Origin of the sequence: Celeribacter halophilus, from assembly GCF_900114135.1 — a bacterium.
GTDB lineage: Bacteria > Pseudomonadota > Alphaproteobacteria > Rhodobacterales > Rhodobacteraceae > Celeribacter > Celeribacter halophilus.
Genome location: NZ_FORY01000005.1, coordinates 36,104 through 56,834 on the forward strand (window position 1 = coordinate 36,104; position 20,731 = coordinate 56,834).

20 protein-coding genes and 2 tRNA genes are annotated in these 20,731 nt (G+C 59.7%); 10 read left to right on the forward strand and 12 right to left on the reverse strand.

All coding sequences use genetic code 11. The annotated features are described in order from the left end of the window. Window positions 1-15 precede the first annotated feature (15 nt). The 7 genes from ribD to dnaG form a co-directional block, all read right to left on the reverse strand. Window positions 16-1,140, reverse strand: a complete 1,125-nt coding sequence (gene ribD, locus BM152_RS06220; protein ID WP_066599303.1) for a bifunctional diaminohydroxyphosphoribosylaminopyrimidine deaminase/5-amino-6-(5-phosphoribosylamino)uracil reductase RibD — start codon at window positions 1,138-1,140, stop codon at window positions 16-18. Beyond that, window positions 1,137-1,604 carry a transcriptional regulator NrdR gene (gene nrdR, locus BM152_RS06225; protein ID WP_066599305.1) on the reverse strand — a complete coding sequence of 156 codons (468 nt, stop codon included), beginning with the start codon at window positions 1,602-1,604 and terminating at the stop codon, window positions 1,137-1,139. The genes ribD and nrdR overlap by 4 nt, the downstream gene beginning before the upstream one ends. A gap of 144 nt (window positions 1,605-1,748) precedes the next feature. Next, on the reverse strand, window positions 1,749-2,168 hold the full coding sequence (locus BM152_RS06230; RefSeq protein WP_066599307.1) for a secondary thiamine-phosphate synthase enzyme YjbQ: 420 nt from the start codon (window positions 2,166-2,168) through the stop codon (window positions 1,749-1,751). Then, entirely contained in the window at window positions 2,165-2,671 is a 507-nt protein-coding gene (locus BM152_RS06235) for a hypothetical protein (protein WP_066599310.1), read from the reverse strand. Before BM152_RS06235 ends, BM152_RS06230 begins: the two co-directional genes overlap by 4 nt. A gap of 80 nt (window positions 2,672-2,751) precedes the next feature. Then, window positions 2,752-3,042, reverse strand: a complete 291-nt coding sequence (locus BM152_RS06240) for an HlyU family transcriptional regulator (protein ID WP_066599314.1) — start codon at window positions 3,040-3,042, stop codon at window positions 2,752-2,754. A 176-nt stretch (window positions 3,043-3,218) separates the two neighbouring features. Next, complete coding sequence (rpoD, locus tag BM152_RS06245) at window positions 3,219-5,210, reverse strand: RNA polymerase sigma factor RpoD (RefSeq protein WP_066599317.1); 1,992 nt, start codon at window positions 5,208-5,210, stop codon at window positions 3,219-3,221. A 238-nt stretch (window positions 5,211-5,448) separates the two neighbouring features. After that, the gene (dnaG, locus tag BM152_RS06250) at window positions 5,449-7,431 is read right to left on the reverse strand and encodes a DNA primase (RefSeq protein ID WP_066599323.1); all 1,983 of its coding nucleotides are present in this window, start codon (window positions 7,429-7,431) and stop codon (window positions 5,449-5,451) included. Window positions 7,432-7,803: 372 nt separating this feature from the next. On the opposite strand from dnaG, the gene BM152_RS06255 reads away from it, so the two are divergent. The 3 genes from BM152_RS06255 to BM152_RS06265 are packed head-to-tail and all read left to right on the forward strand — an operon-like array spanning window position 7,804 to window position 10,714. Continuing rightward, on the forward strand, window positions 7,804-9,483 hold the full coding sequence (locus BM152_RS06255; RefSeq protein WP_066599325.1) for a TadE/TadG family type IV pilus assembly protein: 1,680 nt from the start codon (window positions 7,804-7,806) through the stop codon (window positions 9,481-9,483). Continuing rightward, window positions 9,480-10,025, forward strand: a complete 546-nt coding sequence (locus BM152_RS06260) for a TadE/TadG family type IV pilus assembly protein (RefSeq protein ID WP_066599328.1) — start codon at window positions 9,480-9,482, stop codon at window positions 10,023-10,025. Before BM152_RS06255 ends, BM152_RS06260 begins: the two co-directional genes overlap by 4 nt. Window positions 10,026-10,036: 11 nt before the next feature. Further along, window positions 10,037-10,714 (forward strand): TadE/TadG family type IV pilus assembly protein, encoded by a 678-nt coding sequence (locus tag BM152_RS06265; RefSeq protein WP_066599330.1) that lies wholly within the window; start codon window positions 10,037-10,039, stop codon window positions 10,712-10,714. Window positions 10,715-10,794: 80 nt separating this feature from the next. Here the strand turns inward: BM152_RS06265 and BM152_RS06270 are convergent, their stop codons facing one another. Next, window positions 10,795-11,283: a hypothetical protein gene (locus BM152_RS06270; RefSeq protein ID WP_066599333.1), complete on the reverse strand. Its 489-nt coding sequence runs from the start codon at window positions 11,281-11,283 to the stop codon at window positions 10,795-10,797. A 132-nt stretch (window positions 11,284-11,415) separates the two neighbouring features. Between BM152_RS06270 and BM152_RS06275 the strand changes: the two genes are divergently transcribed. From BM152_RS06275 to BM152_RS06305, 7 genes are all read left to right on the forward strand, one after another. Continuing rightward, window positions 11,416-11,751 carry a hypothetical protein gene (locus BM152_RS06275; protein WP_066599335.1) on the forward strand — a complete coding sequence of 112 codons (336 nt, stop codon included), beginning with the start codon at window positions 11,416-11,418 and terminating at the stop codon, window positions 11,749-11,751. Between the two features lie 107 nt (window positions 11,752-11,858). After that, window positions 11,859-13,169 (forward strand): homoserine dehydrogenase, encoded by a 1,311-nt coding sequence (locus BM152_RS06280; RefSeq protein WP_066599338.1) that lies wholly within the window; start codon window positions 11,859-11,861, stop codon window positions 13,167-13,169. A gap of 275 nt (window positions 13,170-13,444) precedes the next feature. After that, window positions 13,445-14,410 (forward strand): class II fructose-bisphosphatase, encoded by a 966-nt coding sequence (glpX, locus tag BM152_RS06285; RefSeq protein WP_066599340.1) that lies wholly within the window; start codon window positions 13,445-13,447, stop codon window positions 14,408-14,410. 92 nt (window positions 14,411-14,502) lie between these two features. Continuing rightward, complete coding sequence (gene recJ, locus BM152_RS06290; RefSeq protein WP_066599342.1) at window positions 14,503-16,248, forward strand: single-stranded-DNA-specific exonuclease RecJ; 1,746 nt, start codon at window positions 14,503-14,505, stop codon at window positions 16,246-16,248. Between the two features lie 101 nt (window positions 16,249-16,349). Next, window positions 16,350-16,424: transfer RNA gene (locus BM152_RS06295), tRNA-Glu, on the forward strand. Between the two features lie 285 nt (window positions 16,425-16,709). Further along, the gene (locus BM152_RS06300; protein WP_066599348.1) at window positions 16,710-17,306 is read left to right on the forward strand and encodes a sigma-70 family RNA polymerase sigma factor; all 597 of its coding nucleotides are present in this window, start codon (window positions 16,710-16,712) and stop codon (window positions 17,304-17,306) included. Then, window positions 17,299-17,934: a ChrR family anti-sigma-E factor gene (locus BM152_RS06305; protein ID WP_066599350.1), complete on the forward strand. Its 636-nt coding sequence runs from the start codon at window positions 17,299-17,301 to the stop codon at window positions 17,932-17,934. Before BM152_RS06300 ends, BM152_RS06305 begins: the two co-directional genes overlap by 8 nt. A gap of 140 nt (window positions 17,935-18,074) precedes the next feature. On the opposite strand, the gene BM152_RS06310 is transcribed toward BM152_RS06305, so the two are convergent. The 4 genes from BM152_RS06310 to BM152_RS06325 all read right to left on the reverse strand — a co-directional run bounded on the left by BM152_RS06310 (window position 18,075) and on the right by BM152_RS06325 (window position 20,728). Further along, window positions 18,075-18,149 (reverse strand) — tRNA-Glu (locus tag BM152_RS06310). A 107-nt stretch (window positions 18,150-18,256) separates the two neighbouring features. Beyond that, complete coding sequence (locus BM152_RS06315; protein ID WP_231730465.1) at window positions 18,257-19,303, reverse strand: GGDEF domain-containing protein; 1,047 nt, start codon at window positions 19,301-19,303, stop codon at window positions 18,257-18,259. Window positions 19,304-19,306: 3 nt separating this feature from the next. Continuing rightward, window positions 19,307-19,900 (reverse strand): heme NO-binding domain-containing protein, encoded by a 594-nt coding sequence (locus tag BM152_RS06320; protein ID WP_066599352.1) that lies wholly within the window; start codon window positions 19,898-19,900, stop codon window positions 19,307-19,309. A gap of 114 nt (window positions 19,901-20,014) precedes the next feature. Next, the gene (locus BM152_RS06325; RefSeq protein ID WP_066599355.1) at window positions 20,015-20,728 is read right to left on the reverse strand and encodes an HAD family hydrolase; all 714 of its coding nucleotides are present in this window, start codon (window positions 20,726-20,728) and stop codon (window positions 20,015-20,017) included. Window positions 20,729-20,731 lie beyond the last annotated feature (3 nt).

Here is a 20,731-nt window from a genome sequence, read left to right on the forward strand (position 1 = left end):
CAAAGTGTTAGGGCGCTATGCGTTCGGGCCATCATCAAGCGCAGGCCCGCGCCGCCACTGGCTCAGAGTGTCGGGGCCAAGCTGCTCCACGCTTTCAAGCTGATAACGGATTGCGGCTGACAACCGGTCGAGGCCCAAAGCACCCAGCCCCGGACGGCCTTCCGCGCCGATGGCCAGCCCTGCGGTGAACAGCGCCACACGATCCACCAGATCCGCCGACAAAAGCGACGCCGCCAACGCCCCGCCCCCCTCGCAAAACACCCGCGTCAGACCGCGTGCGCCCAAGGCGTCAAATGCCGATTTCGGATTAATATTTCCCGCAATAACAGAGGCTTCGATCAGGTCTACTCCAAGCCCACGCCATGCGGATTTCAGCGCATCATCCACCTCCGGCCCATGAATAATCCAGACCGGAATCTCTTGCGCCGTGCGTGCCAAATGCCCCGTAAGCGGCAGATCAAGGCGGCGCGACATGACCACGCGCACAGGCTGGTGCGAAACCCCAAGTCCCCGCACGGTCAGGTTCGGATCATCCGCCCGCGCCGTGCCACCGCCCACCAGAACAGCGTCATGGGTTGCCCGCATGGCATGAACGCGACGACGGGCCAGCGGACCTGTGATCCATTGACTCTCCCCCGTGGCCGTGGCGATCCGCCCGTCCCAAGACATCGCGAGTTTCAGTGTCACCATCGGACGCCCCAGCGTCACTTTCGAGAGAAACCCCGCCTGTTGCGCTCTGGCCTCCGCCTCCAGCACGCCAGTCGTGACCACGATCCCCGCCTCTTGCAGCTTTGCAAAGCCTCTTCCGTTCACGCGTGGATCGGGATCACCCAAGGCGACAACCACACGGGACAGGCCCGCCGCGATCAGCGCCTCGGAACAAGGTGGTGTTTTGCCGTAATGGGAACAGGGTTCCAAGGTAACATAGGCTGTTGCACCGCGTGCCGTCTCCCCCGCTTGGGCAAGCGCCATCGCCTCGGCATGAGGCCGACCACCGGGCTGGGTCCACCCCCGCCCGACAACGCGATGATCTTTGACAATAACGCAGCCGACCGCAGGGTTCGGCCATGTGCGCCCAAGCCCGCGCGCGGCCAGAGACATCGCGTGGCGCATATGGCGCTCGTCACTCTGACGGGTCATTCGTCAGACTTGGTGTCCGGGCGCAACTCGCTGACAAACTTGTCAAAATCATCTGCGGCTTGGAAATTTTTGTAGACAGAGGCAAAGCGCACATAGGCCACGGTATCAATCCGAGCGAGGCTTTCCATGACGATTTCGCCAATGATTTTCGACGGAATATCCGTCTCGCCCATGCTCTCCAGACGCCGCACAATGCCGGAAATCATCTGGTCGAGACGCTCCGGTTCAATCGGGCGTTTCTGCACCGCGATCCGGATGGAACGCTCCAGCTTGTCGCGATCAAAATCTTCGCGGCGACCGTTGGTTTTGACCACAACAAGGTCGCGCAACTGCACACGTTCATAGGTGGTGAAACGTCCACCACAGGCCGAACAGAACCTCCGCCGACGGATCGCAACATGATCCTCAGCCGGACGACTGTCTTTCACCTGGGTATCAACATTTCCGCAAAATGGACAACGCATCCGCGCCCCCTTATTTCATCACTGCCTCAATCATCTGGGGTCTATGCCCCAGTTATCCACAGGCACTATAGGGGGCAGGCCACAATTTGGGTAGATCAAAAATGCAACCCAAGATGTAGTAGGCGCAAAAATCCGGCCGCCCGCCTATCGCAAAACCGCCATAACGCGCCGGACATGCGGACGGGTGCGATGTTCGAAAAGGTAAACACCCTGCCATGTTCCAAGCGCCATTCGCCCCGCGATGACAGGAATTGTGATAGTCGTGGGCAACAGCGCGGATTTGATATGCGCGGGCATATCGTCCGGCCCTTCATAGGTATGGGTCAAGTAGGACATGGACGGGTCGGTTGTCGGCGGCACCAACCGATGAAAAAACGCCGCGAGATCAGTCTGCACCTCGGGGTCGGCATTTTCCTGAATGACGAGCGAGGCCGAGGTATGCTGCACCATCACGGTGAGCACCGCCTCCATCGGCCCCTCCCCCGCGACCCAGCGCGCCAGATCCTCGGTGATCTCATAGAGACCCGGCCCATGCGTGGAGAACTCGAACAGATGATGGCTCATTCGCACGGCCCCTCCCGCAAAGCCTCGTATGTGGCTGAGCGACAGAAACCCGCGTCCTGCATCGCAAAGCTCAAGGTCTCAAGCTCCATAATCGCGCCGCCCTCACCCGCATCCTCGCAAGCCAAAGAGGCCAAGACAGTCTCTCCGCGCGCAACCTCAATCCCGCCTGACACCTCTTGGTCAATTTTGTCGTAGGACCACGACAGGCTATAAGAATAATCGCCGTTGGGTATCGTCACACGATCCCAAATCGAGCGCCCGATACCACTCCACGGCTGCATCGTGATCTCGTCAAAGTCCCGCGTCAGCTCGATCTCCGGAGCGCGTTCAGGCCCGAACCGATAGGTCACGCGGCCCTCGGCTGGGGTCAGGCACAACTCTACATGCTTGGCCCCGAGGGAACAGGCGAACACCGTCTCCTGATTGCCCGCGCAGATCGCCCAAACGGGCGACGCGGCAACGCTTAAAACAGCGGCGACGAGTATGTGGGACAGGTAGGACATTCGCACCTCATGCGTTAGAGGCCCGTTCCGGATACCATACAGAAAAACACGGCACAAGCTTATGCGACATTATGTTGGCCTTAGCCAAAAATGCCGTCCCCCATCTGATCAATAAACACCTGCGCCTTGTGCAGGCTCGCCACGCGCGCATCGTCTTCGGAGCTCATTGTATCCGCGCGGATCATCATATGGGTTTTGGTGACGCCATCGATGTCCTTCTCGATGCGGGCCGCAACGCGATAGCCGTTCGCCTCTTTGATCGGCTCCACAAAAATGCGGAAATCCGCAGCGTAAAGCTCCGGCTTGCTTTCGGGTTTCGGCGTGGCGTCGGGTTTCGATTTGCCACCGAAAAGTTTTGCGAAAAGGGACATGGGGCCTCCTGTTTGGAAGGCATTTTGAAGAGGTTACCTCGGAAGCGCAAGCCGCAGATGGTTTGAACGGGAGGGGTGCAGGGCAACTTTTCAGTTTTTGCGCCCACCTACACAGGTTTCACGCTTGCAGCTTCGGCATAAGCAAAACGCCCCCCTTTCGGGAGGCGCCTCTGACTTTATTGATCCAGGAACGACCGCAGTTTGCGAGACCGCGAGGGGTGCTTGAGCTTGCGCAGCGCCTTCGCCTCGATCTGACGAATACGTTCGCGGGTCACAGAGAACTGTTGGCCCACCTCTTCGAGCGTGTGGTCGGTGTTCATTCCGATCCCGAAACGCATACGCAGCACGCGTTCTTCGCGCGGTGTGAGCGAGGAGAGCACGCGGGTTGTGGTCTCTTTGAGGTTCTCCTGAATCGCCGCGTCCAAAGGCAGGACCGCGTTCTTGTCCTCGATGAAATCGCCAAGCTGGCTGTCTTCCTCGTCGCCAATCGGCGTTTCCAGAGAGATCGGCTCCTTGGCGATTTTCATCACCTTGCGGACTTTTTCCAGCGGCATTTGCAGCTTTTCTGCCAATTCCTCCGGTGTCGGTTCGCGACCGATTTCGTGGAGCATCTGACGACCAGTCCGCACCAGCTTGTTGATCGTCTCGATCATATGCACAGGGATACGGATGGTGCGGGCCTGATCGGCAATCGAGCGGGTGATCGCCTGACGGATCCACCACGTCGCATAGGTGGAGAATTTATAGCCGCGCCGGTATTCGAATTTATCCACGGCCTTCATCAGGCCGATGTTGCCTTCCTGAATGAGGTCAAGAAATTGCAAACCGCGGTTGGTGTATTTCTTGGCAATGGAAATCACGAGACGCAGGTTGGCCTCGACCATTTCCTTCTTGGCCTGACGGGCCTCTTTTTCACCCTTTTGCACCTGTTGCACGATGCGGCGGAATTCGGAAATGTCGACACCGACATATTGACCGACCATCGCCATTTCGGCGCGCAGTTCCTCGACCTTCGGCGTGTGGCGTTCAATGAACATCTGCCAGCCACGCCCCGGCTTTTCGGCCATACGGTCGAGCCAGTTCGGGTCCAGTTCGGCACCACGGTAAGCCTCGATAAACTCGCGGCGGTTGATCCGCGCCTGATCGGCGAGTTTCACCATGTTCGAGTCGATGGTCATGATGCGCTTGTTGATACCATAAAGCTGGTCGATCAGCGCTTCGATCCGGTTGTTGTGGAGGTGCAGCGAGTTCACCAGCGTCACGATCTCGGAACGGAGCTGTTGATATTGCGCCTCTTCAGCCTCGGAGAAGGACCCGTCCTCGTTGAGTGTCGCGGACATCCGCAGGTCCTGCATCTCGGACAGCTTTGCGAAATCCTCGGAAATCTGCGCCAGCGTCTCCAGAACCTGAGGCTTCAGCGCCGCTTCCATCGCGGCCAGAGACATATTGGCCTGTTCGTCCTCGTCATCGTCGTCGTCATCCGTGGAGATCGGATTGCCGTCGGCGTCATATTCCTGTTCTTTCTGCTTCGTCTCGCCGCTGGCCGCAGCGCCTTCGGTCTTGAGACCGCCCACAACAGTCTCTTCCTCATCGTCCCCGTCGACGCCGCCGCCGAACGTGGCCTCAAGGTCGATAACGTCGCGCAGGAGAATGTCCTCGGACAAAAGCTCGTCATGCCAGATGGTGATCGCCTGAAAGGTCAGCGGGCTTTCGCACAGCCCTGCGATCATGGTGTTGCGTCCGGCCTCGATCCGCTTCGCAATGGCAATCTCGCCCTCGCGGCTCAAAAGCTCCACAGAGCCCATTTCGCGCAGATACATGCGCACGGGGTCATCGGTGCGGTCGAGTTTTTCGGTCTCGGACGCCGCAACGGCCACTTCGCGCGAGCTGTTCGCGGTGACGAGTTCGCCACCTTTGCCGGAATTTTCTTCTTCCTCGGCTTCCTCGTCCTCGATGATATTGATGCCCATTTCGGAGAGCATCGACATCACGTCCTCGATCTGTTCCGAGCTGACCTGTTCCGGCGGCAGAACCTTGTTGAGCTGATCGTAGGTGATGTAGCCCTTTTCGCGCGCCTCGCTGATCATCTTTTTGACCGCGGCCTGGCTCACGTCGAGCATCACGTCCTGATCCTCGGTTTTGGCGTCGTCATTGTCCTTAGCGGCCATGCGGCTCTCCCCTAATCTTAATGCGCGGCTCTATCGAGCCTTCAAGCGCGGCTTTGCCCGAGTTCATCCAAAACGAGTGCCCGACCAGCCGAGTTGAACGAATCATGTCACGCGAATCAGCGATTCGCCACCCGAATACCCATATTTCCTTAACCAACCATGCACCAGAGCCCAGCATAGGTTGCCGACACGCTTCATTCGGGTCCGTGACCCTTCTGCCGCAACCCTGTGGTGATTCTCACTTCTGACGTTCCGGCGCGATTCGGTTCAGAAGGGCGCGGAAAGCATCCCGCTCGTCACGCGACAGTTCCAGACCATTCTCGGCCGTATCGAATTCCGTTTTGTCCTCGGCCTCCGCTTTGGTTGCCTTGTTGCGTGCTTCGGCGGCCTGCCGGAGCCGCCATGTTACCTTCTCGTCCTCCGCCGCCAGAAGATCGACCAGACCTTCGTCCAGCTCGGCCTTGTAGCCCCGACGGGCTTTCAGCTTGGCCAGTTCTTCCGTGAGGCACATCTGCGCCACCTCCCGATCCGGCTTGCGCACCGGCGGCGTGATCTGCACATGGGGATGCGACAGCAGCCGGTCAAGAGGTCCGCGCCCCACATCGTTGAGGATCTTTTCGCGCAGTTCGTCGGCGTCTTCGACCTCCGCATGGGTCAGAAGCGCATGGAGGAGCGCCGCGTGATCTTCGGTCCGGGGCTGGAGCGCTTCGAGTTGCGACAAGAAATCGAGCGCAATGCCGGGGTTTTTCAGAAGCACCGCCAGCACCACCGCCTCGCGCATGAGATCGGCCTGCGTTTCGTCCCCCGAGACAATGAGCGAGGCTTTCAGCCCTTCGGTCGGCACCGCAGGCCCCTTGCCGAAACGCCCGCCATTGAAGCGCCCCTTGCCCGGCGTCCATGCGCGCCGTTCTCCGCCTCCGCCTTGCTGCTCGCTGCGTTTTCCGCGGAACAGTTCAAAGCGCATGTCCTTGAGGATTTCACCGTAATGCCCCTTGATCGACGGGTCCGCAATCGGACGGATGGCATCGCGCAGGCTTTTGTCCAGAGCCGCACGCCGTTCAGGACTGTCGAACACCTTGCCCTCGGTCTCGCGTCGCCACAACAGCGCGACCATCGGCAACGCCCCGTCGAGCACCTCCTGCATGGCCTCGCGCCCCTTGGCCTTGATCAACTCGTCGGGGTCCTGCCCCTCCGGCAAAATGGCAAAGCGCAGCCCCTTGCCCGCTTGCAGCAAGGGCATGGCCAGATCAATCAGTCGGAACGCGGCGCGCAGCCCCGCCTTGTCGCCATCAAGCGCGATCACCGGCTCGTCGGACATGCGCCACATAAGCTGCAACTGGCGTTCGGTGATCGCCGTGCCCAAAGGGGCCACGGTGGCGTCGAAACCGGCCTCGGCCATGGCAATGACATCCATGTAGCCCTCGGCCACCACAAGCACCTGCCCCTTGCCACATCCGGCCCGCGCAGGGCCGTGGTTATAGAGCGCCGCGCCCTTGTCGAACAAAAGCCGTTCGGGACCGTTGAGGTATTTCGCCCGCGCATTCGAGTCCATCGCCCGCCCGCCGAACGAAATCAGCCGCCCGCGCGCATCGCGGATCGGGAATGTGATCCGGTCGCGGTAAAAGTCATAGGGGTCGCGCCCGTCATCGGGTTTGGCCACCACACCGGCCTCAATGGCCATTTCCACTGAAATGCCCTGATCCTTCAGCGCCCGCAGCAAGGCATTGCCCGGCGGCGCATAGCCGATCTCGAAGCGTTCGCGGGTCTCGGGCTTCATGCCGCGCCGGTCAAGATAGGCCCGCGCCTGTGCCCCGCCCTGTTGCGACAGGTTCAAGCGGAAGAACCGGTTGGCCGCCTCGTTGATCTCGGCAAGTTGCGAACGCTTGTCGGCCTGTTTCTGGGCCTGCGGATCACGTTCGGGAATCGGCATCCCCGCTTCGCGTGCAAGAATTTCGATGGCTTCCATGAAGCTGACATTCTCGGTCTCGCGCACAAAGGTGATCGCGTCGCCCTTCGCGTGACAGCCGAAGCAGTAGTAGTAGCCGTCCTTGTCATTCACATGGAAGGACGCGGTTTTTTCATGGTGGAACGGGCATGGCGCCCACATATCCCCCTTGCCGGCGTTGGACTTGCGCTGATCCCACATGACCTTGCGACCGACCACATCGGTCAGCGACAGGCGGTTACGCAGCTCATCCAAGAATCCCGGGGGTAAAGACATGGGCGTGAGTATTCTCCGAAATCAGCGCAAGGTCCAGAGCAGAGACGCATGGCGGAGCGGCTTTTCAAGACCGGCTCCGCGTTGCTGCGAATCACATTATGGCAAAAACCGTTCACAAATGCGCCTCAAAGCGACCCTAAATGCGACCAGATCAAGGCCAACTGTTCCCGAGCCTCGCACAATAAGCCCTTAACCCGCAGATTTTCTCCCGTATTGCGGCCATTTCAGGGCCGGACACATCCGGGCTTTACCGCTGGTAAATAGAGGCTAAAAATACCCGCTGTGCAAGGTGTGTCATGCACGGGAAAATCCGGCCACACCAAAGCGCAAACTGGGAATTAGGGGGCACCACTCGAATAAAGAGACGGTGTCATGTTGGGTAAAGTTGATAGCCGCGAAGCGGACCTTCATCTGTTGAAATTGGGCAAAGGGCCCGTCCGCGCACGCCTGAAGGCGACTGCGGAGGTTTGGCGTTTGCGCCGCCGGTTTACACGTGACGAACAGGGTTCGATCACGATTCTCGGCTTGTTCTGTTTTGTGATCATTCTGCTTGTGGCGGGGATGGGGCTTGATTTCATGCGCCATGAAGCCCTGCGCGTGGAGTTGCAGAATACGCTGGACCGCGCCGTTCTGGCTGCAACCAACCTCAGAAACACCAACGATCCCAAAGATATTGTGATCGACTATTTCGAGAAAGCCGGATTGCGCGAATATCTCAACGAAGACGAGATCGTCATTACACCGCTTGGCGACGGCCGTCAGGTGACCGCCAATGTGGAAGCAACAATCCCGACCTATTTCCTGAAATTCGTCGCCATTGACGATCTGGAAATGACAAGCCACAGCACCGCAGAGCAAGGCATCTCCGGCCTCGAAGTGGCCTTGGTGCTCGATGTTTCCGGCTCAATGAACAGCTACAGCCGCCTGAAAAACCTGAAATCCGCCGCCAAAGAATTCACCCAGACCATCTTTGACAATGCTGGTAGCGACGAAGTGTCGATTTCCATCGTGCCCTACGCCACCCAAGTGAACGCTGGCGATGACATTCTGTCAAAATTCAACCTGACAGATGCACATGACAAATCCTATTGCCTCAACTTCGTAGAGAGCGATTTCTCTTCTGTGCCTTTGACTTATAAAGATGACGAGGACACCACCCGGTATTACGAACAGACGCTGGATTTCGACCCTTGGTATAACGATTGGGACGATCTAGACGAGGATCTAACGCTTGAAGTCTGTGCGCCCGATAGCTCTCGCGAGATTCTACCCTTCACTAACAATCAAGGCACAATCGAGACCTACATCACCAACCTCTATGCAGAAGGGAATACCTCCATCGACCTCGGCGTCAAATGGGGCGCGGCCCTTCTGGATGAATCGGCACAGGCTATCTCCGGCACGGATCAACCGGCTTCCGCAGACGATTCACAAAAATACCTTGTCGTCATGACAGACGGGGAAAACACGGCTCAGTATTACATTCCTGATCCCTACCGTGACGGCTATTCCACGGGTGTCTATGCAGATAAAGACGGGCGTGTTTTTGTGGGTGAGGACTATACCAGTTGCTCGTCCTATAAAAAGAACGGAAGATGGTACTATTACAACTGCTCCACCATCACCCGCTATACGCGACTGAGCAACAACGACATTTATACCATCCTTCCCTATGACCTTGATGACACGGATGACATTTGGGAACTGAGCTGGCCTGAAGTCTGGTCCACCATGACCGTCAAAAACCACGCATATGCGCGTTATCTCGCCGCAGGCAAAGATTCCGACGTCTACTACGACTGGCTCGACAAAACCCAAGTCTACATCGGCTCGAACACGAAAGATGACCGCCTGTCCGACATCTGCACTGCCGCGAAAAACGCAGGCACAATCATCTTTGCCATCGGTTTTGAAGCACCCGACGACGGACAGAAAGTCATGCAAGACTGCGCATCCTCGGATTCGCATTACTACGACGTTGAAGGCACGGAAATCTCGGAGGCTTTCGCGGCCATTGCTTCCAAAATCACCGAGTTGAGGCTGGTCGAATGAGCGTTTTCTCAAAGCTGCGCGGCCTCTCGCGCCGTCATGCGAAAGACGATAACGGCAACGCCACGGTCGAATTCGTGATCGTGTTCCCGCTCTTCGTCGCTTTCGTATTGGGGGGCTTTGAAGTCGGTTACTATAATGTCGTCAACACCATGTTGAACCGCGGACTTGATCTGGCCGTGCGTGACGTGCGCCTTGGAAACATGTCGGAGGTCACGCTCGACACGCTCAAAACCGCGACCTGTGACTACGCCAAATATGTGAACAATTGCGAAGAGAACATTCACATCGCTCTCGAACCGATCGACGCGAATGATTTCGAGTATCCCGACAGTCTTGCAGAATGTATCGACCGCTCCGAAGATGTCGTCCCAAATACGACCTTTAATGCAGGGAGCGAGAACGAGTTGATGCTGGTGCGCGCCTGTGTGCTGGTTGATCCGTTCTTCCCGACCAGCTGGCTTGGCGCCGCGCTGGAAGAGACCCCCGGCTCGGGCTACGCGATGGTGGCGACCGCCGGTTTTGTTAACGAACCCAACAGTTAAGGAGGCTGATCATGAAACCTGCTCATCCGTATCGGCTTCCGAAGCGCAACCTGCGCCGGCTCTGCCAACAGTTCCGCCGCGACGAGAGTGGTTCAGGGGTCGTCGAGACCGTTCTGGTGCTGCCTCTGCTGATCTTCTTGTTGCTGTTCATCATCACGTTTTTTCTCGCTTTCGGCGCCAAGACCGATGCGAACCAGGCCAATTACACGATCTCGGATTACCTCTCGCGTCAAACCGACGAGATTGACGGGGTTTTCGTGGACGGGCTGGCGGATCTCTACAGGTTCCTGAACAATGACGCAGACATCGCCCTGCGCGCCTCTGCCGTGCAATTTGTTGTGGATGACGAAGGCACCGAATATTACCAGCTGGTCTGGTCCTATGGCACCGGCAACTATGACGCGCTCACCAACAGCGATCTCGACACGATCGAAGGCGTCTTGCCTTTGATGTCCGATGGCGAACAAGTCCTTGTTGTCGAGACCAGCCGCACATGGTCGCCTTTCTTTGATGTCGGATTGGGAGATGTCGACTTTACCGATGTGGTCACCACGAAGCCGCGCTTTTCCTCGCAAGTGGCCTTCGACGACGGAACCGTTGGCAGCGGCAGCAGCTACGTCCATTCCGATGGCACGGAAGAGTCTTCAGACGGGCTTCTGTCATCAATCATTGGCAGTTTGACCAACTAAAACGGCGTCCGGCCTCCCGCTTCACAAGTGTCCGGCACAGCTCCCGCGACATCCGGACGCCGGAGCCAATCGGGCGCAGATCAATCGATCCGCGCACCCGTGCCGATCCGCGCCGCAATCACATCCGCCATCGCCTTGCCCTGCCCTGCGGGGGTGACACCGCCCACGCCCACGCGCTTGCCAAAGCGCCACCACAAGCCGGGGGCCCAGACACGCGAAGCCGGCGTTTTCAGACGGATCATAAACCCGTTCGACGGCTTGAAGGCAAAAGTGCCCCGCTCGACCCCTGCAATATCATCCAGCCGACACAGCACACGCCCACGCGTGCCATCCAGCCCTTCCTCGACCAGTTCCTCTTCCGTCAGAACAAGCCGACAGGCTGTTGCCTGCCACAAGCGCCAGGACACCCAGAACACCGCCGCCGCAAAGACCAGCAGCATGGCGACCCAGCCCGCCCCAAGGGCCTCTGGCCCGAGCGCGACACGCAGGAGCAAAACTCCGAGCACGCCAAGCATCGCCACGGCACTCACACGACGCATCGGCGACGGGGTCACATTCAGATCACTCATCGGCTCTCTCCTCTGGCACACACTGGCTTACCCCATGCGCTTTAGCCCGAGGCGGCCAAAAGGGAAAGGCGGATTGTCCCGCGCCGCGCCGCAGGCTAGAACGGAGAAAGCAACCTCGTCCGGGAATCTCTCATGTCGCACACACGCCCATCATCGCTGCTTCTGACAGGGGGGATTGCCCTGATGCTCGGCCTGTCCGCCTGTGCCGAGCGCCCTGATCTGTCGGGCCGCGTGGCCCCTATTGATCCGGACCAGCCTTGGCCCAGCCTTCTGGACAGCGCCAACTTGGCCCAGAGCGGGACCGCAACGGGCAGCGAAGAGGACAGTCTGGATCAGGCGCAAACTCTGGAGGCCCGCGCCGCAGCCTTGCAGGCCCGCGCCAGCCGCCTGTCGCGAGCGCCCATCCTGAACCAGACAGAGCGCGACCAGCTCCAGTCCGCCGTTACGCAGCTGAACGCCGCCGACTGAGCATCAACAAAGCGACACCCGCACGAGACCAAACGCGCACAAGAGTTGCACATACCCCCGTTCACCGCTATCAGAACGGTCAGTTTTTGCCCCAGCCGGAGCCTCCTATGCCCAATACCCCGTCCTCCCAAGCCCCCCTGCGTCTTGGCATTGCAGGTCTTGGCACCGTTGGCGTCGGCGTGATCAAGATCATCCAGCGCAAAGCCAACCTTCTGGCACAGCGCACGGGGCGATCCGTGGTCATCTCCGCCGTCTCCGCACGCTCCCGCGACAAGGATCGCGGCGTGACGATTTCCGGTTACGCGTGGGAAGACGATCCCGTGGCTCTGGCGCTGCGCGATGATGTCGATCTGTTCGTCGAACTGATGGGCGGCTCTGACGGTCCGGCCAAGGCCGCAACCGAAGCCGCGCTTGCCGCAGGCAAGGATGTGGTTACCGCGAACAAGGCGATGCTCGCCCATCACGGTCAGATGCTGGCCGAAAAAGCCGAAGCCAAAGGCGCGGCCCTGCGTTTTGAAGCGGCTGTCGCGGGCGGCATTCCGGTGATCAAAGCCCTGACCGAAGGGCTTGCGGGCAACCGGATCGAGCGCATCGCGGGCGTGATGAACGGCACCTGCAACTACATTCTGACCCGCATGGAGAACGAAGGCCTCTCCTATGACGAGGTATTCGAGGCCGCAAAGGCCCTTGGCTATCTCGAAGCCGATCCGACTTTGGACGTGGGCGGAATCGACGCCGGTCACAAACTGGCGCTTCTGGCCGCCATCGGCTTTGGCACGCAGGTCGATTTCGACAATATGGTGCTCGAAGGCATCGAACGGATCACCATCGAGGACATCCGCCACGCCGCCGACATGGGCTATCGTATCAAACTTCTGGGGGTTGCGCAGATGACGGGCCGTGGCCTTGAGCAGCGCATGACACCTTGCCTTGTGCCGGCGCTCTCGCCCTTGGGACAGTTGGAAAATGCCACCAATATGTGTGTGCTGGAAGGCGACGAGGTAGGCCAGATCGTGCTGCGCGGCGCAGGTGCGGGCGAAGGTCCCACCGCCTCTGCCGTCATGTCCGACGTGCTCGACATCGCCCGTGGCATTCGCGTGCCGACCTTTGGCGTGCCCGCCGCTGCGCTGGAGAAATCCACCCCCGCAGTCGCCGCCACCCCCGCGCCCTATTACCTGCGCATGTCGCTTCTGGACAAACCGGGTGCCTTGGCGAAAATCGCCGCCGCTCTGGGCGATGCGGGTGTCTCCATCGACCGGATGCGCCAATACGGTCAGGACGTGAACCCCGAGGTTGCGCCCGTGCTCATCGTCACAGATGCCACCTCACGCGCCTCGCTGGACGCCGCTCTCGACGGCATGAAAGCCACGGGGGTTCTCGCCACAAACCCCGTCGCGATCCGCATCGAAAACCTGTAACGCACGGCCCTTTTCCGCGCGTCCATTCACACACGACGAAGGCGGGCGCATGTTCGGATGCTGCCCGCCCGCGCCAATTCGGACGCGGGAAAATCCACGCAACCCGCCGTGTCGCGACGCATCAAAACGTCGCAAAAACTTCACCTTTCCAGACTGTTGGCGCAAACATGGAAATGTTAGCGCTGTGACAACTCCCCTACCCTTGCCCCGCTCGGGAACATGTGGTCATGAAGGGAGAACAGAACTCCCTGTCCGCCGAAAAGGACCCGTAAGACATGTCGCAAACTCCCACCTTCCATGACCGTATGCTTTCCCTTGGCCTCGCCCGCGTCGCAGAGCAGGCCGCCCTCGCCTCCGCCGATTTCATCGGCCTCGGGGACGAGAAAGCCGCGGATCAGGCCGCTGTGAACGCCATGCGCGAACAGCTCAACTCGCTCGACATCAAAGGTGTCGTGGTGATCGGCGAAGGCGAGCGCGACGAAGCCCCGATGCTCTTCATCGGCGAAGAAGTCGGCTCCGGCAACGGACCCGCCGTGGACATCGCGCTTGATCCGCTCGAAGGCACAACCCTGACCGCCAAAGACATGCCCAACGCGCTGACCGTGATCGCCATGGCCCCGCGCGGCACGCTGCTGCACGCGCCGGATGTCTATATGGACAAACTTGCCATCGGCCCCGGCTATCCCGAAAACGTCGTCTCGCTGGACATGACGCCGACCGAACGGGTTCACGCCCTCGCAAAGGCCAAAGGCGTTGCGCCCAACCAAATCACCCTGTGCGTGCTGGAACGTCCGCGCCACGAAGACATGATCGCCGAGCTGCGTGCCACAGGTTGCGCCATCCGCCTCATCACCGATGGCGATGTCGCCGGTGTCATCCACTGTGCCGAACCGACAACAGGGATCGACATGTATATGGGCTCCGGTGGCGCACCAGAAGGCGTTCTCGCCGCCTCCGCGCTCAAATGCATGGGGGGCCAGATGTGGGGCCGCCTGTTGTTCCGCAATGATGACGAACGGGGCCGCGCCGCCAAAGCCGGCATCACCGATCTCAACAAGGTCTACTCGCGCGACGAGCTTGTGACCTCCGACGTGATCTTTGCCGCCACCGGTGTCACCGATGGTTCCATTGTGCGCGGCATCAAACGCGAGCCGACCCACCTGACCACGGAAACCATCCTAATGCGCTCGAAAACCGGCTCCGTGCGTCACATGACCTACCGCAACCCGATCAAGAAATAAGCGGCGGGTTTTCCCATTTTGAAGGCGGCTCTTTCGGGCCGCCTTTTTCATGCGCGATTGCAAGTTTCGCACGCTTGGGCGATACATGAGCCATGCATGATTTCCTGAATGTTTCCGCGTCTCTCACAGGTCGCCGCTGGGTCGGCCCCTCGGTCGAACGCAACCGTCTGGCCGAGGCGCTCGCGCAACAGACCGCCCTGCCCCTGCCCCTGTGCCAGACCCTCGCACGGCGCGGCGTGGCCCCCGATGATGTGGCAAATTTCCTTGAGCCCAAGCTCAAAGACCTGCTGCCCGATCCCTTGACGCTCAAAGACATGGGCACCGCCGCCACACGTTTTCTCAAAGCCGTCAAAGCCCGCGAGAAAATCGCTGTGTTTGCCGATTACGATGTGGATGGCGGCACCTCTGCGGCGCTGCTGATCACATGGCTGCGGCAGATGGGCCTGCCCTCGACCCTCTACATTCCCGACCGGATCGACGAGGGCTATGGCCCCAACGAACCGGCGATGGAGGGGCTGGCCCGCGATCACGACCTCATCATCTGCGTCGATTGCGGCACCCTGTCCCATGAGGCCATTGCCGCCGCGAAAGGTGCGGATGTGATGGTGCTGGATCACCACTTGGGCGGCGAGACCCTGCCGGAGTGCGTCGCCGTGGTGAACCCGAACCGTCAGGACGAAAGCGGCGATCTGGCGCATCTCTGTGCCGCCTCTGTCGTCTTTCTCATGCTGGTCGAAGCCGGACGCCAGATGCGCAGCGAAGGCGCCAAAGGCCCTGATCTCATGGCAATGCTCGATCTCGTGGCGCTGGCCACCGTGGCCGATGTCGCCCCGCTGGTCGGCGTGAACCGTGCGCTGGTGCGGCAAGGACTCAAGGTCATGGCCCGCCGCGAACGCATCGGGCTGCGCGCGCTTGCGGATGTCTCGCGCATGGACAGTGCGCCCACCTCCTATTCGCTCGGCTTTCTCTTGGGACCCCGCATCAACGCGGGCGGACGGATCGGAGCCGCCGATCTGGGCGCGCGCCTGCTCTCCACCGAGGACCCGAACGAGGCGCAGGCCCTTGCCGAACGCCTCGACCATCTCAACACGGAACGCCGCGAGATCGAGAATGCGGTGCGCGATGAGGCTTTGGTGCAAGCCGAGCAACGCGGTCTCGACGCGCCGCTGGTCTGGGCGGCGGGCAATGGTTGGCATCCCGGCGTGGTGGGCATCGTCGCCTCGCGACTCAAAGAGGCCACCAACCGCCCCGCCATCGTGATCGGCTTCGACGAAGACGGCGTCGGCAAGGGATCGGGCCGCTCTGTCACCGGCGTCGACCTCGGCGCCTCGATCCAGCGCCTTGCCGCAGAGGGTCTTCTGGTCAAAGGCGGCGGTCACAAGATGGCTGCGGGGCTGACCGTGATGCGTGACAAGCTGGAGCCTGCGATGGAGCGTCTGTCGGATCTTCTGGCGAAACAGGGCGCGGGCGATCTCGGCCCGTCGGATCTGAAACTCGACGGGATGCTCATGCCTGGCGCGGCCTCCCCCGAACTGATCGCGCAACTCGAAGCCGCCGGCCCCTATGGCGCCTCCGCCCCCGCCCCGCGCTTTGCCTTCCCCGACTGCGCCATCCATTTCGCCCGCCGCGTCGGTGAGAGCCACCTCAAAGTGACCTTCTCCGACGGACAAGGTCCGCGCCTTGACGCGATCTGTTTCGGAGCCTTCGACAGCCCGCTCGGCCCCGCCCTCGAACACCATGGCGGCGCGCGCTTCCATCTGGCCGGCCGTCTTGAGATCAACACATGGGGCGGACGGCAATCGGTGCAACTGCGTCTGGAAGATGCCGCAGAGGCCTGATGCCCGCTTCCGTCACAAATTTTTGAAAAAACTCTCTCCGGAAGCAAAATATCTCTTGCGCCGCCCGCGCGTATTTCATAGATACGCGCCACGCCAAGCGCGGTCCGTTCGTCTATCGGTTAGGACGCCAGGTTTTCAACCTGGAAAGAGGGGTTCGATTCCCCTACGGACTGCCACTTTTTCCTCCCTATAGTTTAAACAGATTAAAACGGATGCGAGAGCATCGCGCTAGGTTTGTCGTGGCCGTGGCTCAATAGAAGCGCTGCAAGCGACATCACCCGCACTTCACACCATATGCTCCCCGCTTTAACCGCAAAGAAAATCGGATCAAAAATGATCCGCCTATCTTTTTCCTGCGTAGTCAGGATATGTTGATCGAAAGCACAGAACGTCCCGCATCACATCGCAGGGAGTACCGGCGCGTCCTCAGTGGCGCCGCCAAGGAAAGGCCGCGACAGGATATGACACAGGAGAGCCCTTCCTCCGATCCCGCCGCCGATGCGTTGCACGCACTCTCTCAGGAAACGCTTTGGATGCTGGCCGTGCGCGACACGCGGGACAAAGTGGCGTTTGCGGCTCTCTTCGATCATTTTGCCCCGCGGCTGAAGGGCTTCATCATGCGCTCGGGCACAGGCTCGGGTCAGGCGGAAGAGATTGTGCAGGATGTCATGCTGACGGTCTGGCGCAAATCCGCGATGTTCGACCCTCAACGCGCACAGGTGTCCGGCTGGATTTATCAAATTGCGAGAAATCGCCAGATTGATGTGATCCGCAAAGAGAACCGCCCCGTACCAGAGGAGTTGCACGCAGATCAGGCCACAGAGCCGGATGCGCAGCAGATGCTGGGTCTCGAACAGGAGGCCTGCAAGTTGAAAACCGCGATTGGCCGGCTGAAACCGGACCAGCGCGAGATGATAGAGAAGGCTTATCTGGGAGAATTGACCCATCAGGAGATCAAATCCCAGACCGGCCTGCCGCTTGGCACGATCAAATCCAGAATCCGTTTGGGACTGGAAAAATTGCGCCATGAATTGAAGGACATGCGATCAGATGGCTGAAATCACGCATCATATTCCGGACCACGTGCTCGCAGCCTATGCGACAGGGTCTTTGTCGGAGCCTTATGCGCTCGTGGTGGCCACGCATCTGTCGATGTGTCTGGAATGCCGCGCCAATTACGAGGCCCATCAGATGCTTGGTGGGGCGGTGCTGGAAATGGCCTCGACCGAGGCGCTTTCCGGTGATCTGAAAACCGGAGTCATGGCCATGCTCGATACCCCCGTTGTGCCGCAGCCCGCGCACAGCCGCTCCGGCATCTACCCCGGACCGGTCATGGCCGCCCTCAAAGGTCGCCCTCCACGCTGGAAATCCTTGGGGCTGGGCGTCCGTCAGTGCATCCTTACGGGCAATTCGGAAGGCTCTGTGCGGCTTTTGTATATCCCTCCGGGACAAGCCGTGCCGGATCACGGGCATAACGGGCTGGAACTCACGCTGGTACTTCAGGGCAGCTTTGTGGATGAAACCGGTCGGTTCGACGTGGGTGATGCCGAGGTCGCCGATCAGGATCTGGAGCACACGCCGGTCGCAGAGGCCGGCCCGCCCTGTATCTGCCTTGCCGCGACGGATGCGCCTTTGAGGTTCAATGCCTTTGTGCCGCGCCTGTTGCAGCCGATCTTTCGAATCTGAACCACATGAGACAGGGCGCAGAGCGTCCTGTCTTTTGACACGGCGAAAGCCAAGACAGGAGCACAGCCTACGCGATAGGCATGTGTCATTTGCAGATGCGGAGCGGTCTTGCGACCTGTCATATTTTAGGGAAATAAAAGTGGCAGTCCGTAGGGGAATCGAACCCCTCTTTCCAGGTTGAAAACCTGGCGTCCTAACCGATAGACGAACGGACCGCGCTTTGCGTGGCGCGTATCTATGAAATACGCGCGGGCGGCGCAAGAGGGATTCTTTATGGAATTGCAATTTTCTCCATAATTTTTCCAACACAGATCTCACACCACTATCCTCCATGCGATATCGCACGTCCCGCAGCCTCGCTCCGGAGCGGGGACCGGGCCTTGGAATAGGCTACCGGATCAAACATCGTCGCATGTCCTCGCCCGCCATCTTTAGACTGATAGAGTGCCAGATCAGCGTCATGAATCATCTGTTTCGCGGAGGGGGTGTCATAAAATCCGGTTGTCGTGATCCCGATAGAGGCTGAAATGCTGCAAGGTTTGCCCTGATACGGAATTGGCTCCTCCAACCGCGAAATCAGGCGCTGCGCCTTTGCCACGAGGTCTGTGTCATGGGAGCATGTCTTATAGACCAGAATGAATTCATCCCCGCCCAAACGCGCCGCGAGATCATCCTCTCCGGTTTCCTCCCGCAGAATACCGGCCACCTTCTGCAAAACCGCATCACCAGCGGCATGGCCCAAGGTGTCATTCACCGTTTTGAAATAATCGAGATCAAGGTGCATCAGCGCGAAGGACGTATTGCTTCGCAAAAGGCGTTCCAGATGTTGGTCCAGCGCCCGCCGGTTCCTCAGCCCCGTCAGCATATCGGTCACAGCCTGTTCTTCCGCCGCAGCTTTCGCGTGTTGCAGACGGGCGTTCAGCTCTTTGGTCTCTTCCATAACGGCAGATTTCGCCTCCACCAGATAGAGCATTTCAATCGCCAGATCGGTATGGGCAAAATCGCCCGCGCTCAAACGGTAGTCGGCCACAGCATCCACGATGGAGATTCCGAAGGACAGGTTGAGGAAATTCGCCCCCACGTTCGGAAGCGCCGCCGCCATCCCCTTGAGCGGTGTCGGACGACCGGAGCGGAAAGTGAGAGACAGTTTGGTATCCAACGGCACAGGCCCCGCACCGCGCCCCCGTCCATGATCGCGCAGCGCAAACACCTCTGTCACCTGTCGGCCGATCAACTCCTCCGCAGGGCGCAATTTCGCGAGCGTCGGCCCCACCGACAAGATCACCCCCGCGTCGCAAAAGGTCAGGCTCAACGGCATGAAGGCCAGAAGCGGGTTCACATCGCATGTCACAGGCGTCACCACACTCACGTCTCACCCCACAAGCCGTTCGGACAGTTCAAAGCTTCGCCCTTCCGTATAGGCCGTTTCCAGCAGATTGATCGTGACGGTTTCCTCCCCCGAATCACGCCACCCCTGATGTTCGAGAAACACCAGAGCGCCGTAATCATCGGCCATCGCACGCATCACACCGAGCATGACATAGCCAGCACCCGGCAAGGCATGCGAACACCTGAGGCGGAATTGTCCCTCCCTGACCGGTTCGACCCACAGGGAGGGCATTTCGAGTTCAGGAAGCGCCAATCGTGCCCGTCCCACCAACTCATTGAGCGAGAAAAGAAATTCAACGCAATCATCGCCTCCGAATCGCAACAGGCGGCGGATGGCCTCGACATTGGGATGCGACACGAGATAGGTGCCGAGATCTTCAAGGAACGCTTCCGCAGGCTTCTGCAAATGCCGCGCGGCACAGCGCAGAACCTCCAGCGAGACATGGTCCGGATAGTTCAACATCGCCTCGAAATTGTCGAAGCCAAGATCCGCTGTCTGCACAACAGCTTCCCAGATGTCAGGGCCGTAAGTGTCCTGCATAAAGCATTGAAGCGCCCGGTTAATCATACCATGCATGAGTGCCATGCCTCCCACGTTCACATGGGAGAGATGTAGCGCAACACTCTTAAGAAATTACCAACTCCGGGAAAACCGCAAGAGAGCCTGTTGAAACTGTTTGAATTCAATAAGCTATGAGCAGAGCCATTGCGGAAGGTCCGCCACGCTATCGAGCACAACAGCCGCGTGAGGGGCGAGGTCCTCCGCCCGTGCCACGCCCGTCAGCACAGCCACAGGGATCATGCCCGCGCACCGCCCTGCCTCCAGATCATGCAGGCTGTCCCCGACCATCACACAGGCTTCGGGCGCGACACCAAGACGCCCGGCGGCCCCCAGACACGGCCCAGCCGCCGGTTTGCCGCCAAAGCCACTGTCATAGCCGATCACCTCGTCAAAAAGATGCGCCAGCCCCATCAGCTCCAGATGATCCCGCGCGGCGGCTTCGAAATCATTGGTCACCACAGCCTGTTTCATCCCAAGACGCCCGAACGTATCACAGCTCTCCTTCACCCCCGGCACAACCGCGGGCGTAAAATGCGTGGCGTCCGGATCGAGCCAGCCGACAATCTCTTGCGGCGTGTTCGCGGGGAAAAACGGCTGCAAAATCGTGACGGCATCTTCCGGCGTGCCCGCAATCACGGCGCTGTCCGGATGGAATATCTGCGCGGCAAGATCAAAGCCAAGCGCCTGTGCCACGGCGTTTTTATCCGCCCCTTGCGCCGCGCTTCGACTCTCGATCACCCACGCGGTCCACGGCCCCCAACTGCGCTGGAAATCCATCAACGTCCCGTCCTTATCGAACAGGATGGCCTCGATCTTTTGCCCCTGAGGTCCGGTCATCTGCATGGT

Coding starts and splice junctions, on each gene's coding strand:
- BM152_RS06235 (WP_066599310.1), bottom strand. CDS start 2,671: ATGTCCTACCTGTCCCACATACTCGTCGCCGCTGTTTTAAGCGTTGCC.
- BM152_RS06275 (WP_066599335.1), top strand. CDS start 11,416: ATGTCGCACACACGCCCATCATCGCTGCTTCTGACAGGGGGGATTGCC.
- BM152_RS06255 (WP_066599325.1), top strand. CDS start 7,804: ATGTTGGGTAAAGTTGATAGCCGCGAAGCGGACCTTCATCTGTTGAAA.
- rpoD (WP_066599317.1), bottom strand. CDS start 5,210: ATGGCCGCTAAGGACAATGACGACGCCAAAACCGAGGATCAGGACGTG.
- BM152_RS06280 (WP_066599338.1), top strand. CDS start 11,859: ATGCCCAATACCCCGTCCTCCCAAGCCCCCCTGCGTCTTGGCATTGCA.
- recJ (WP_066599342.1), top strand. CDS start 14,503: ATGCATGATTTCCTGAATGTTTCCGCGTCTCTCACAGGTCGCCGCTGG.
- ribD (WP_066599303.1), bottom strand. CDS start 1,140: ATGACCCGTCAGAGTGACGAGCGCCATATGCGCCACGCGATGTCTCTG.
- BM152_RS06270 (WP_066599333.1), bottom strand. CDS start 11,283: ATGAGTGATCTGAATGTGACCCCGTCGCCGATGCGTCGTGTGAGTGCC.
- glpX (WP_066599340.1), top strand. CDS start 13,445: ATGTCGCAAACTCCCACCTTCCATGACCGTATGCTTTCCCTTGGCCTC.
- BM152_RS06300 (WP_066599348.1), top strand. CDS start 16,710: ATGACACAGGAGAGCCCTTCCTCCGATCCCGCCGCCGATGCGTTGCAC.
- BM152_RS06260 (WP_066599328.1), top strand. CDS start 9,480: ATGAGCGTTTTCTCAAAGCTGCGCGGCCTCTCGCGCCGTCATGCGAAA.
- BM152_RS06230 (WP_066599307.1), bottom strand. CDS start 2,168: ATGAGCCATCATCTGTTCGAGTTCTCCACGCATGGGCCGGGTCTCTAT.
- nrdR (WP_066599305.1), bottom strand. CDS start 1,604: ATGCGTTGTCCATTTTGCGGAAATGTTGATACCCAGGTGAAAGACAGT.
- BM152_RS06305 (WP_066599350.1), top strand. CDS start 17,299: ATGGCTGAAATCACGCATCATATTCCGGACCACGTGCTCGCAGCCTAT.
- BM152_RS06240 (WP_066599314.1), bottom strand. CDS start 3,042: ATGTCCCTTTTCGCAAAACTTTTCGGTGGCAAATCGAAACCCGACGCC.
- dnaG (WP_066599323.1), bottom strand. CDS start 7,431: ATGTCTTTACCCCCGGGATTCTTGGATGAGCTGCGTAACCGCCTGTCG.
- BM152_RS06325 (WP_066599355.1), bottom strand. CDS start 20,728: ATGCAGATGACCGGACCTCAGGGGCAAAAGATCGAGGCCATCCTGTTC.
- BM152_RS06320 (WP_066599352.1), bottom strand. CDS start 19,900: ATGCATGGTATGATTAACCGGGCGCTTCAATGCTTTATGCAGGACACT.
- BM152_RS06265 (WP_066599330.1), top strand. CDS start 10,037: ATGAAACCTGCTCATCCGTATCGGCTTCCGAAGCGCAACCTGCGCCGG.